We start from the raw sequence: 12,888 nt of genomic DNA on the forward strand, positions 1-12,888 counted from the left end.
CCTCCTAAATATTTTGTAAAGTATAACGGGATGGAACTTGTTTTAAGCCTAAGTTTTCACGTAGCGTTTTGCCTTCATATTCTTTACGGAATACCCCGCGCTTTTGAAGCTCAGGAATGACTAAATCAATAAAATCGGTAAAGCCGCCCGGGAAATACGGAGGCATTAAGTTAAAGCCATCTGCCGCTTCCTGATCTACCCACTCAATTAACTGATCGGCTATTTCACTTGGCGAACCGAATATAATGCGATGACCGCGTGATCCGGCGATACGCAAATACAATTCACGAATTGTCAGGTTTTCACGTTCCGCCAGTTCGATGATCAGCTTCTGACGGCTGCGGTTACCATTTGTCGGAGGGATATCTTTCGGCAATGGACCATCCAGGTCATGTTTCGACAGATCCACCCCTAAGTAGTCTGCTAAAAAGTCCAAGCCTATTTCCGGGGTAATTAACTGTTGCAGTTCTTCATATTTGGCATAAGCTTTTTCTTTCGTTTCCGCTACATAAATCGACACGCCCGGCATGATTTTGATATCATCGCGGTCACGTCCTGCAGCAACTGCCTTGTCTTTCAGTATTTTATAAAATTGTCGTGCATCTTCAAGCGTCTGCTGTGCAGTAAAAATAACATCTGCTTGCTGTGCCGCAAGTGTGGTACCGGCTTCCGATGATCCAGCCTGTACTAAAACCGGTCTTCCTTGAGGTGGACGCGATGAATTTAACGGACCACGAACTGCGTAATATTCACCTTTATGGTTTAACGTGTGCAGCTTCCCTTTTGTAATATATTCACCTGTCTGTTTATTACGTGCCAATGCATCATCTTCATAAGAATCCCATAGACCTTTTACTACTTCCACAAATTCGTCTGCCCGATCATAACGCAGAGAATGATCCAAATGCTGGTCCTTGTTAAAGTTGCTCGCTTCTGCTGAATAGTAACTTGTTACAATATTCCATGCAGCACGCCCCCCGCTTAAATGGTCAAGCGATGAAAACTTACGTGCAATGTGAAATGGCTCATTGTACGTAGTTGAAGCAGTAGCGGTTAAACCGATATTTTTAGTTACCGTGGATAAAACACTTAGTAATGTAAGTGGTTCGAAGCGAACTTGCTCTGCCGGGTGTGAAAGTTCGTTAAATGATAAACCATCACTTAAAAACAGCATATCTAATTTACCTTGCTCGGCTTTGACAGCAACTTCTTTAAAAAATTCTACATTCTCACTTGCGTCAGCCTGTGCATCCGGATGACGCCATGAAGCGATGTGATGCCCTGTACCCATTAAAAATACGCCTAATTTCATTTGTTTTTTTGTCATTTGCGTACCTCCTATACTAACTGTTCTTCGCGTTTAGCTAATATTTTATGAACAAGTGGAATGACCTTTTCACCAATCTCTTCAATGACCTCCAAATGAGGGAAACCACGCAGCAGTACTTTATCAAAACCTAAATCGACAAACTCCACAATCCGCTCAGCTACTTGCTGTGGTGTCCCGACCAGCGCAATCGAATTGCCTGATAAAACTTGCGTTAACCCTGCCCAAATATTCGGGGCAATCACAAAATTATTGTCTTTAGACTCAAGCATTAACTGATGAAGACGGCTTACACCGACCGCTCCATTGTTTACTGTGTTGGCATGTTTTGCTTCCAATACTTCCGGGTCCACTTGGCTAATAATTTTGTTCGCATTTTCAAATGCAGCTTCTTCTGTTTCACCTAAAACAACCTGGAATGAAACACTGTAGGAAAGTTCGCGATTTTTTTCTTTTGCCAGTTTAACAACTGATTCCAGCTCTTCTTTTGTCGTTTCCAATGTTTCACCCCAAAGCATATATACGTCAGCCACATCTGTTGCAACTTCTTTTGCAATTGGTGATGAACCACCGAAGAAAATTGGTGGCGCATTTTTAACAGGCAATGGTAAGTTTGCTCCTTTTAATGTGTAAAACTCGCCATTATAATCAAACGTTTCCCCGTTAAACAGGCGTTTTAAAATTTCAATATACTCACGTGTACGCTTGTAACGATCTGTATGTGATAAGAAATCCCCGTCATTCTCAAGTTCTTTTGGTGCACCGCCTGTTACGACATTGACAAATACACGGTTATTCGTCCAGTAATTGACGGATGAATACTGTTTTGCCAGTTGTGTAGGCGCAGTAGAACCAGGTCGAACTGCAATCAGGTAATTCAATGTCTTCGTATGTGCCGTCAAATGCGAAGCAGCAACCAATGAATCAACACAGCTTCCGCCAATCGGTAACAGTAATGTTGAAAAGCCTGCTTTTTCAGCTGCCTGTGCAACTTTTGTAATATACTCCACAGAAGGTTCACGATCAGAATCAACACCGACACCTGACCATGTTTGTGCACCTTTATTTGACGTTTGGTTTCCTACATATTCACTATCGCCTGAAGTTGGCGCCATCGTAATAAACTCTACTTTTGTCATTTTAATTCCCCCCTTATTTTGTAACCGGTGCACTTGCTACTACTTCATCAGCCGGTAATTCGTTTGATTGTTGAATTGTGCCTGATTTCAACTGTTCTGCCACTTGTGAAAAAGTTTGATTTGCCGGAATGTTAATAAACGAAATTTGCTCTTCCTGTGCTTTTTTATAAGATAATTCGCAGAAAGTTTCAGGCGGTGCAACAAAAGTTGTCGCTCCCAGTTCAATTGCTTTACGTAATGTTGCGCCACGGCGTCCTTCTGTTAAATCAAGTGCCGGATTACGCAAATCTTCTACAGAATGGTCCTGCTGAATAATACGTAAAATTGTTCCTTCCACAATCGGTGTTACAATACCTTCATCATTTATTACAACTGCAATCGCCATTTTAAAATCCCCCTGTTATTTTGTTATTTGAGCAACTTCGGCAGCTTTCTGCAAGCTTTGTGCCAAGTCGTTTTTAATATCTCCAATATCTTCCAGACCAATAGATAAACGGATCAGACCAGGTGTTACACCACTCGCCAACTGCTGTTCAGTTGATAGTCGTGAATGCGATGTGCTTGCCGGATGGATGACAAGTGACTTCGAGTCGCCGACATTGGCAACATGTGAAAGTAGCTGAACATTATTAATAAATGCCTTCGCTGCCTCTAGTCCGCCTTTGATACCAAAGCTAAAAATCGACCCTGCCCCTTTTGGTAAATACTTCTCTACCAAATTGTTTGGATCATTGCCAGGTAGTGTCGGATAATTTACCCATTCCACTAAATCATTCTCCGCTAAATATTCAGCAACTGCCTGTGCGTTTACAACATGCTGACGAACGCGAACTGCCAGTGATTCAAGACCTTGAATGAAAAGCCAAGCATTGAACGGTGATAATGTGGCACCTAAATCATGCCCTAGCTCGAAGCGTGCTTTCGTAATAAATGCTTTTTCTCCAGCGGCTTCTACAAACGAACGGTTGCCGATTAATTCATTCGGTTCAACGAAGCTTGTGAATCGAGGCGCTTTCCACTCAAATTTACCGCCGTCAATAATTGCACCACCTAGCGAAGTTCCGTGACCGCCGATAAATTTTGTTGCGGAATGCACAACAATATCTGCTCCAAATTCAATCGGCTTTGATAAGTAAGGTGTCGCAAATGTATTATCAACAATAAGCGGGACGTCTTGACGATGGGCTACTTGTGCCAATCCTTCAATATCTGCAATTTGCAAGCTCGGATTGCCGATTGTTTCAGTGAATACGGCGCGTGTTTTATCATTGATTGCTGCTTCAACTTCCTGTAAGTCAGATCCTTCGACAAAGCGTACTGTAACACCGAAGCGAGGCAATGTTTTAGAGAACAATGTATACGTCCCGCCATAAAGGGCATTCGTTGCTACAATCTCATCTCCTGCCTGTGCGACAGTCAGTACAGCAATTAAGATTGCCGCCTGTCCGGAAGCGACCGCAAATCCACCGACACCGCCCTCCAATGCAGCAAGACGCTCTTCAAATACAGCATTTGTCGGGTTGGCATTTCGCGAATATAAATAGCCGCTTTCCTGTAATTTAAACAAGTTTGCTGCGTGTTCCGTGTCATCAAATACATATGAAGTTGTCTGATACAGCGGAACTGCACGGGAGCGTGTTACCGGATCAACTGTTTGACCTGTATGGAGAGCGATTGTTTCCTGATTTAAAAATGTCATATGAAAGATTCTCCTTTAATAAAGAAATTTTTGAGTAAGTGTAAGCAATTCCTGTTCTGTCAGTTCACCTTTTACGGTGTGTACAACTTTTCCATCTTGCAAAAATAACGTCGTCGGCAATGTTAAAATTTCATAGCTTTCTTTCAGCTGCCCTTGACGGTCTAACAGAATCGGAAACGGCAAATCGAATTTCGTTAAGTATTGATTGACCAGCCTTGTCGGTTCTTCCACATTGACTGCATAAAGCTCAATGTTATGTGACTGAAGTATTTCATACGCCGCTTTGAACGAGGGCATTTCCCGTTCACAAGGGGGGCAGTAGGTTGCCCAGAAGTTGACGATGTAACTTCCTTCATTTGGAAGAGCCAATTGCTCCCCGGAAGAAGTTTGAAGTACAATATCTTCGGATTTTGCTTCGGCCTTCTGTTTGGAAGCATTTGAAATAATGGCGTAGCTTAGTGCGACAATTAGTACAGAAAATAATAAAAGCTGAATCCATTTTTTCATTTTAGCTTCACCTCGATTTCAGGCATTTCATGTAGTTGGCCATAGCTGACATGGGAAATTACTTTATAAATACCGGTACCGTCAAAGCTCGTTTCAATCGCATACTTACCATCCCCGCTACTATCTGGAGTCACGGAACCAATGGCATTGCCGGTTGGATTGATCAGTTCGAATTCAATTTCCACATCGTTTTGAATTGGTTCACCGTGGTACGTTACGGTTGCTGTGATCGTTACAGGTTCGAATGCTTCGAGCTCAGATTTACTGGCATTTAATGTTACATCGAGCGTTTCATTCGCTTGTGCACTACAGCCGGTAAGCAGTAGCACTGTAAGTAAAAGTCTTTTCATTTACCATCAGCCTTTAAATTTGTCCAGAACAGCAGGCGTTTTTTTAATTTTTCAAATGCAATCATGATAGCGACAATGATAATACTGTTAAAAATAATGCCTGCCAGCACGTAATGATATTGTGAGAAATCACTGTAATACTGTATGAAAAAGCCCATTCCTGATGAAGCACCGAACATTTCGGCGATCGTTAAAATCAGGAAGCTCATACCAAGTGATGTACTCGCACCACTTAAAATATGGGGTGCACTTGCGGGCAACACGACTTTCAGCAAAAACGTCGGTCCTTTTAAACCAAGAGATTTCGCATTGTCAAGATAATGCTTTTCAATCAGCAGGACGCCATGAATCGTCCCTAAAAATACTGGCCAAAATGCGCCGATAAAAATAAGAGACATCGAAGCTGTTTGGAAAGTCGGTAAAATTGCAATGACATATGGTATGAACAGCGTTGGCGGAATCGGACTTAGTGCATGAAAATAAGGCATTAATATTTCACGTGACCGTTTGTTCAATCCGAAAAACAGACCGCCTACAATACCTGTCACCAATGCTCCGGAAAATCCAGGAATCAGCAATTTCATCGAGCTTACTACACCAGTTACAAGCTCCCCTATTTTTGCGGAAAAGGATTCAATGACCGTTAGCGGCTGCGGGAATATAACCGGGTTAATCCATGTCGCATATTTTGTGACAAGTGCCCAGACGACAATAAATATAATTCCTATCAAAATAGTAAGATTATAGCGTTTAAAAAATGTGAGCATTCCATCCCACCCCTTAAATGTTTTGTTCATTAAATCGAACGAGCTGATCTTTGTAATAAGCATCATCCGGATATTGTTCGATTAGCTCATTTAATGCTTTTTCGTATAGATCGATATTTACATACTCGTTTACATCAATATCATCCACATTTTCAACATAACCGATTTCTTTCATCTGCTCCCACATTTGAACTACTTTCTCTCTGCTTGGATCAGAAGAATAGTTCGAGTGGCTGTCGTTTACAATCGTATTAATTACTTTATCATCGACTTTCATATACTCTTTCGCTGCAGTTACTGCTGAATGCGGGTCTTCAATTTTTTTACGCTCCGCGCGAATAAGCGCTTTTAAGAAACGTTTATATGCTTCACCATCTTCATCCGCCAACAGTTCCGAGCGTGTTACAACACGGCAGCATACATGCCCTTCCTGTAAATCATTGCTCCATGCAACTGCTTCAAGACCCATATCAACAGCCTGTGCGTAGAATGAGTTTGCTGATACTGCAACGTCCACTTTTCCTGATGCTACAGCTTCAAGTAGCATACTACCTGTTTTGAATTCAACAATTTCCAGATCTTTTTTCCAGTCGATACCTGCATCTTCAAGCGCAGAACGGAAAACAATATCCGATGTAAAGATCCTGATCGTTCCAACTTTTTTTCCTTTATAGCTTTCAAGTGAAGTATATTGCCCCGCGTTTTCCTTTTTCGTTAAAATCGGGTGTCCGCCCTCCAAATGCCCTCCAATAATGGAGAAATCCGAGCCGTTTGCGATAAACGTTAAGGGGCCAGCTGTACCGAATGTTAATCCGACATCAATTTTCCCCGCCTGGAGTGCATTCAGTCCGTCTGCCGAGTTTGCAAAGCCAACACGATTGACCGAAATATGTTCTTCTTCAAAATAGCCTTCCTGATGAGCAATGTCGACAAGTGTTCCACCTGCAGACTGACTTAAACCAACCGTGATTTCATAATCGTCAGAGGCTGCTCCTTTTGAAATTTGTTCATCATCTCCGCATGCAGCGAGTAAACCTACTGTTAAAGCGAGTGAAGCGATCCATTTCTGATTTGTTTTTTTCATTTAACGATCCTCCTATATCCCTGCTCCATCTGCTATTTCTGTTTTTAAACTATTGACGATCTGTTCGTTCATCTCGTTTAAAAGGGATTCACGAAATGCACGGAACTCCTTGTTTTCATATAGTTTTTGACGATCCGTCCCTTTTTTCTCAATCGGTACTTGAATGCTTTTCGTCACCGCCCCGTTTTTCCCGGGAGCAAAGATGACAATCCGGTCCGCCAAATAAATGGCTTCGTCAACATCATGTGTCACAAACACGACTGTACGTTTTTGTTCGGCACTAATTTGAACAAGCAGATCCTGCAGTTGAATACGTGTGACAGGATCCAAAGCGCCAAATGGTTCATCCATCAGCAGTAGATCCGAACCGTAGCTTAATGCCCGTGCAATCGCTGCACGCTGTTTCATACCACCTGACATTTGGCCAGGATATTTCTTTACGGCGTGCCCTAAATGGACAAGTGTCAAATATTGCTCTGCGATATGTGCCAGTTCTTTTTTCGGCATTTTTTTATTTCGCTGTTTTAGTGCAAGCATGACATTCGCCTGTGCCGTCAGCCATGGGAATAAGGAATAATCCTGGAATACGACACCACAATCAGGGTGCGTTTCCTTCACGGATTTACCGTTTATTTCGATATTGCCATTTGAAAATGGTTCAAGCCCTGCCATCATTCGAAGCAATGTACTTTTCCCACATCCGGAAGGTCCCATAAATACGAGAAACTCGCCTTCTTTTACTTCAAGCTGAATATTGTTCAGAATTTTTGTCGTCGCATCATAACTGAAATCGATATTCTGGACTTTAATCTTCGTTTTGTACTCGGTACTCTCTTCCGTAGATATAGGGTTTTGTTGTGGCACTGGACGTTCCAATAATTGAACCATGTACTCACTCTCCTAACAGAAATTTTCTACCTAATGATTGGATCGAAGTATCAACCGGAACATGCAATGTCATCGTCCTTAAATTCCGCCAATAGCGGTCAAACCCATAGTGACTTGCAGTAGCGCGGCTACCCATCACTTCGAAAATTTTTGATGTAATATCGAGCCCTACTTGCGTTGTGAAGATTTTCGCTGTTTGCAGTGCATCATCCAAATTACTGCGATGCTCCGATGTAATTATTCCGGGTTGATCCCAAAGCTCCTGTAATAATTGATCCGCTTTTTTCACAACCAGATTTGCAGCTTCAACCTGTACGTAAAACTGGCCGTAATGATGCTGGATAATTGGATCTTCAATCGCCGATGTCTGTGTAATAGCACGCGGTCTTGTTTGTTCTCTTGTATATGTAAGCGCTGATTGAAGAGCACCTTCTGAAATCCCTAAATAGACATGGTTTAAAATAAATGTAGCGATATTCAGACGCAGCTGTGAAAACTCGCTTGCGTAAAAGCCTTGCTGCAACACTTCTTCATCATGTACTTCAACATCGTTGAAAAGAATCGTTCCACTGTCTGTCTGGCGTTGCCCCATATTGTCCCAATCGCCTTTTATATCTACACCTATCCGTTTACTAGGAATAACGACCAATAATGGCTCATCCTGCCCTTCCACTAACGCCGATACTAATAATACATCCGAATCGACACTACCAGAACAGAACGTTTTTACGCCGTTTAACAAATAGCCTGTTGTTGTTTTTTCAGCCTTCAGTTGAATAGCCACCGGGTTGAACGCATTCCCCCAAAAATAATTATGTTTGGCTGTTTCACGGTAATAAAATTCCTTTTGCTCTTGTGACCCGCATAAATGCGGTGTAACGAGATTGATAAAATGATAGCCTAAAACATGTGCAAGTGAACTATCCGCACGTGCAATCGTTCGGACAACTTGAAACACATCATGCCAATTCCCACCTAAACCACCGTATTCTGTCGGAATTAAAAGCTTTAAAAGTCCGCTTTCTCGTATTAAATCCCGCTCTTTTTTAGCATTGCCTCCGATTTTATCCCTCTCTACGGCTGTCTGTTTAAACTGTTCCGCAAGCTTTTCAGCGATTTCATCAATATGTGCAACTGCTCCCATAACACCTCTCCTTTACTAGTTATAGAATTTTCTTGCAATTCAGTATTCTTAATTCGTTAGTTTACAGATGCATGTATTTAAAGTCAATAGCTAATTTAAACAATTCATACTGGAATAGTATGCTTTTAGCGGATTAACGTAAAAAAGCATATTTATTTGTATTTATTTAGAAATTAATAATGTGATTTAAAGATGAATTCGAGGTTATAAGAAGAAAAAACCACTATTTACATAGCGGTCTTTTGGTTTTACATTTTTAATAACTCATGACTTGATAATAAACAACGATTTGATAGATCGCCGGCACAATTAAAGCAATCGCCAGTGAGATGACTGCTCCCCACTTCGATTGTGTCATTAAACGAATATTGTCGCTTTTCAAATGTAGTAAAAATGACAGTGTAAAATAAAATGCACTGACTAAAAAGATAGGGGTTACGAATGTGAGCCAAATTCCTGCATTCATTTCATGCATCGATTCCTTCACCTCAATCCCATTATATTTCAATATCTATCTGTTTTATTTCTGTGAATTGAAAATCAATACTTTCGTCGAAAATAAACGTCCATGGCATTGAACAAAAAGGAGGAATTTGGAGTGCATCAATTGTAAAATTTTGAGTAATTTTCTCCGTTTCTGTTATAATACTTATTTCCGTATTTCGGAATTTCAATTGTTGATCTGTTCGGTTGTGAATAAGTGTAATGATGAGCTTTTGTTGTTTATGATTAATAGCCGTTCGTATAAGGCAACAGGAAATTCTCTTGTCCTGTTCTTTAGTTTGTTGAAAAACTTGATCTATTAATAATCGATCCTGAGCTGAAATCGCTTTATCCCAGGCGGGTTCATATTGCAGTTTTTGCATGAACTTCATCCTTCCCATAAATTATTTACGTAAATAAGTAATTAAACAACCTTTCTTCTATAATACATGTTACAGTAGGAAAGAATCTTAAAAGTTAGAAGGCGAAAAATATGATCGAAGTAAAGAATTCCCCGATAAGTGAAGGGGAATATAATCGCGGTATTTTTGCGATTAACGCAATTCCTGAAGGAACGTTATTCCACCAAGCACCGGTACTAAGCTATCCAAATGAGCAGCATGAACATATTGAAAAAACGAATCTTGCGGATTATGCATTTGAATTTGGCATTGGACGCTCTGCAATCCTATTAGGCTACGGGATGCTATTTAACCATTCGTATGAGCCGAATGCCACATATGAAATCAATTTCGACAACGAAACATTTGATTTCTTTGCCTATAAAGATATTGAAGCAGGCGAAGAAATTTTTATTAATTATAATGGCGATGTTGATGATAATGACCCGTTATGGTTTAACAGCGAAGAAGAATAGCAGGAGGAAGGAACTGTCTAGAATAATTAGACAGTTCTTTTTTTTATCCCATCGATAAATCGAATGATATCCTCTGTCAACAATTGTCTCTCTTTTCCTAAGGTAATAAGATGACCACTATTGTCATATTGTTTTTTCTTAATAATGTTACTTTGTGCTGTTTGTTCGATTATGTCAATACTTTGGTGGAATACTGGTTCGTCCAACATCCCCTTTGCCAAGAAAAGCGGCTGTTTTAGCAAATGGAGCTGCTTGCCTGTTTCAACGATAAACTGCTGCAATGCAATCAATTTTTCCTCAGGTCTCGGGAAGTGATTGTTTAGAAATGCTTCCAGTTCCTGTTCGGAACTCCCTCTATTTTGTAAATACCGCTTGGAATAATAGACAACACGCTGTTCCAAACCTTCCACAGGCCGCTCCAATACTGGTGAAGAGATAATACATAAAGCCTTCACTTCAGGGAATTCATTTGCCAGTCTTATGCCTAGTACACCACCTAATGACTGACCAATTACCGTAATCGCTTCATATTTTTCATCGATTAAAAATTGAACTGCCTGTCTGCTATGTTTCCATATCTGCTCCATAGAACTTGCAAATAATTGTTCCGGTGATGCTCCGTGCCCTGCCAGATTTGGCGCATAACTTGTATATCCTTTATTATGAAGCATTTTTGCCACATAGTGCATCTCTTTCGCATTGCTCGTAAAACTATGTAAAAGCAGGACGGCCTGTTTATGTCCATTTAAAAAAATATCCTCTACAAAATATTTCATGTTGGTCCCCTTTTCATTTGTGACAATATTATAGCATAACAATTCTCTCTTACTGACATTTCCTCAAGTTTAAAAAGCAGAAACAGTGCAAATGTTTTATTGTTCGGCTACAATATGGATTGAGTAAAAAAACCTATGAAAGGAGAATCATATTAATATGAGAACAATATTATTATCGATTCTTGCTGCGTTATTTTTAGCTGTACCGAACGTAGCAGCACATACGTATTTAGACACGACTAACCCAGAAGATGGAGCAGTTGTAACAGAAACATTGCAGGCGATCGAACTTACATACGCCGGGAAAATTGAAGTAGGCAGTACATTTAAAGTCATTTCAAGTAACGGCGAAGAAATAGAAACAGTTTCGATGGATTTAGTCGATGGTGTATTAACGGGTACTTTTGATTCCCCATTACCAAATGATGACTATACTGTTGAGTGGAATAGTATTAGTTCTGATGGCCATCCATTGTCAGGTAAATTCTCATTTACGGTTGATGCACCTGTAGCTGAAGAACCGGTCGAAGAAAAAGTTACAGAAGAAAATGAAGAGCAAGTAGAAGTAAACGAAACGGTAGAAAATAATGCAACGGAAACGACTGCGGCAGATGAGGAAGAATCATCAAACAATACATTACTATATATCGTTGGAGCCCTTTTACTTCTTATTATAATAGTAAGTATTTTCACGATTGCTAAACGGAAAAATGTAAAATGATGGCATTGACCATTTTTAGTCAATTTTTACTCTATGTTAGTTTAGCTCTTCTTATGGGCTCATTTATCTTGTACTGTATCCCAGAAACAGTTCGTCCGAAAATTGATGTTTCTGCAAAGTGGCTCATTGTTAGCGCGGTCATCTTGCCGGTTGTCACATTTGTACCGAATATTCAATTGCTGACTATTTTGACACCGCAGTTCGGACTGATTGAATCAGTTGGCATGCTGCTTATGAAATTTAAAGTTGGCCATTCATGGCTGGCGATTGTTGGCTTTACGATTATTTTGCTTATTGTGATTCGACAATTCATGAAAAAAACCTCGAAGCTTATGGCGATTATGGCAATCTTTATTTTAATCGCCATTATGGCGGCAATTGGTTATATAAGTCATGCAGGCTCGATGACCGGCCTTGTCGGATCGGCCCTCGATTTTGTTCACCTTCTTGCTGTCAGTGTTTGGCTCGGTATTTTACTCATGATGAGTTTTTTCTCAAAAGATGCACTTAACTGGGAAGCTTTTTTAAAATGGTTCTCCCCTGTTGCGCTCGTAGCTTTTACAGCCGTTGCTTTAACTGGTGTCCTGATGACTGACACAATCGTTCCTGGCTATGTGACAAGCTGGTCGAGCAATTATGGTCAATTCCTATTCATTAAACATATTTTGCTCGTACCGTTGACCGTTATTATTTTGGCAAACAGTCTGCTCATTAAATTGAAGTTGAACAAGCCATTGTTTGAACCGCGTACATGGGTACGGATTGAAACGATTTTGCTCATATTGATTTTATTCATTACCGCACTGTATAGTGAGCAACAGCCACCTAGTTTTTATGTACAGGAAATTTCGCCGTTTTTTGAATTGTTCTACCGTAGCTCAATTGAAGCCGGTATGCGCGGGTATTTCCAAATGACAGGTATTGGCTTAGGATTTTTCCTGTTGACTGCGCTGTTCATCGGTCTTGTCATCGTAAGTTATATTAAACAGTTGCCGGTCATTGTATCGGCTGCTATGACTTTTGCGGTGACACTATGTTTTTACATGGGCTTTATGTCGATTGTATTTTTCAAATAATGTCCAAAATAAAGGGTTGTAGTATCAAGTCTGTTCCGGCTTATACTACA

At 40.5% G+C, this 12,888-nt stretch carries 16 protein-coding genes; 3 read left to right on the plus strand and 13 right to left on the minus strand.

Annotation, left to right across the window (positions count from 1 at the left end; genetic code table 11):
* Positions 1-4 precede the first annotated feature (4 nt).
* The 12 genes from MHB58_RS10115 to MHB58_RS10170 all read right to left on the minus strand — a co-directional run bounded on the left by MHB58_RS10115 (position 5) and on the right by MHB58_RS10170 (position 9,771).
* Entirely contained in the window at positions 5-1,327 is a 1,323-nt protein-coding gene (locus MHB58_RS10115) for an LLM class flavin-dependent oxidoreductase (protein ID WP_065215894.1), read from the minus strand.
* A gap of 11 nt (positions 1,328-1,338) precedes the next feature.
* Positions 1,339-2,466, minus strand: a complete 1,128-nt coding sequence (locus MHB58_RS10120) for an LLM class flavin-dependent oxidoreductase (protein WP_340735139.1) — start codon at positions 2,464-2,466, stop codon at positions 1,339-1,341.
* 13 nt (positions 2,467-2,479) lie between these two features.
* On the minus strand, positions 2,480-2,851 hold the full coding sequence (locus MHB58_RS10125; protein WP_340735140.1) for a chemotaxis protein CheY: 372 nt from the start codon (positions 2,849-2,851) through the stop codon (positions 2,480-2,482).
* A 15-nt stretch (positions 2,852-2,866) separates the two neighbouring features.
* On the minus strand, positions 2,867-4,165 hold the full coding sequence (locus MHB58_RS10130) for an O-acetylhomoserine aminocarboxypropyltransferase/cysteine synthase family protein (RefSeq protein WP_340735141.1): 1,299 nt from the start codon (positions 4,163-4,165) through the stop codon (positions 2,867-2,869).
* A gap of 15 nt (positions 4,166-4,180) precedes the next feature.
* Positions 4,181-4,672 (minus strand): redoxin domain-containing protein, encoded by a 492-nt coding sequence (locus MHB58_RS10135; RefSeq protein ID WP_339261887.1) that lies wholly within the window; start codon positions 4,670-4,672, stop codon positions 4,181-4,183.
* On the minus strand, positions 4,669-5,022 hold the full coding sequence (locus MHB58_RS10140; protein ID WP_340735142.1) for a FixH family protein: 354 nt from the start codon (positions 5,020-5,022) through the stop codon (positions 4,669-4,671). The genes MHB58_RS10135 and MHB58_RS10140 overlap by 4 nt, the downstream gene beginning before the upstream one ends.
* A complete protein-coding gene (locus MHB58_RS10145) occupies positions 5,019-5,789 on the minus strand; it encodes an ABC transporter permease (RefSeq protein WP_339261889.1) in 771 nt (256 codons plus the stop codon). The genes MHB58_RS10140 and MHB58_RS10145 overlap by 4 nt, the downstream gene beginning before the upstream one ends.
* A gap of 13 nt (positions 5,790-5,802) precedes the next feature.
* Positions 5,803-6,873, minus strand: a complete 1,071-nt coding sequence (locus tag MHB58_RS10150) for an ABC transporter substrate-binding protein (RefSeq protein ID WP_339261890.1) — start codon at positions 6,871-6,873, stop codon at positions 5,803-5,805.
* 12 nt (positions 6,874-6,885) lie between these two features.
* On the minus strand, positions 6,886-7,761 hold the full coding sequence (locus tag MHB58_RS10155; protein ID WP_339261892.1) for an ABC transporter ATP-binding protein: 876 nt from the start codon (positions 7,759-7,761) through the stop codon (positions 6,886-6,888).
* 4 nt (positions 7,762-7,765) lie between these two features.
* The gene (locus MHB58_RS10160; protein ID WP_340735143.1) at positions 7,766-8,905 is read right to left on the minus strand and encodes an acyl-CoA dehydrogenase family protein; all 1,140 of its coding nucleotides are present in this window, start codon (positions 8,903-8,905) and stop codon (positions 7,766-7,768) included.
* Positions 8,906-9,161: 256 nt separating this feature from the next.
* Positions 9,162-9,380, minus strand: coding sequence for a hypothetical protein (locus MHB58_RS10165; protein WP_014823759.1), 219 nt, complete (start codon positions 9,378-9,380; stop codon positions 9,162-9,164).
* A 22-nt stretch (positions 9,381-9,402) separates the two neighbouring features.
* Positions 9,403-9,771 carry an SLAP domain-containing protein gene (locus MHB58_RS10170; protein ID WP_340735144.1) on the minus strand — a complete coding sequence of 123 codons (369 nt, stop codon included), beginning with the start codon at positions 9,769-9,771 and terminating at the stop codon, positions 9,403-9,405.
* A 110-nt stretch (positions 9,772-9,881) separates the two neighbouring features.
* Here MHB58_RS10170 and MHB58_RS10175 point away from each other — a divergent pair, with 110 nt between their 5' ends.
* Positions 9,882-10,265 carry an SET domain-containing protein gene (locus MHB58_RS10175; RefSeq protein WP_008403724.1) on the plus strand — a complete coding sequence of 128 codons (384 nt, stop codon included), beginning with the start codon at positions 9,882-9,884 and terminating at the stop codon, positions 10,263-10,265.
* Between the two features lie 26 nt (positions 10,266-10,291).
* Here the strand turns inward: MHB58_RS10175 and MHB58_RS10180 are convergent, their stop codons facing one another.
* Positions 10,292-11,041, minus strand: coding sequence for an alpha/beta hydrolase (locus MHB58_RS10180; RefSeq protein WP_339261895.1), 750 nt, complete (start codon positions 11,039-11,041; stop codon positions 10,292-10,294).
* Between the two features lie 157 nt (positions 11,042-11,198).
* Between MHB58_RS10180 and MHB58_RS10185 the strand changes: the two genes are divergently transcribed.
* Entirely contained in the window at positions 11,199-11,762 is a 564-nt protein-coding gene (locus MHB58_RS10185) for a copper resistance CopC family protein (protein ID WP_340735145.1), read from the plus strand.
* Positions 11,759-12,838, plus strand: coding sequence for a copper resistance D family protein (locus MHB58_RS10190; protein WP_340735146.1), 1,080 nt, complete (start codon positions 11,759-11,761; stop codon positions 12,836-12,838). The genes MHB58_RS10185 and MHB58_RS10190 overlap by 4 nt, the downstream gene beginning before the upstream one ends.
* Positions 12,839-12,888 lie beyond the last annotated feature (50 nt).

The organism is Solibacillus sp. FSL K6-1554, from assembly GCF_038005185.1.
Lineage (GTDB): Bacteria > Bacillota > Bacilli > Bacillales_A > Planococcaceae > Solibacillus > Solibacillus silvestris.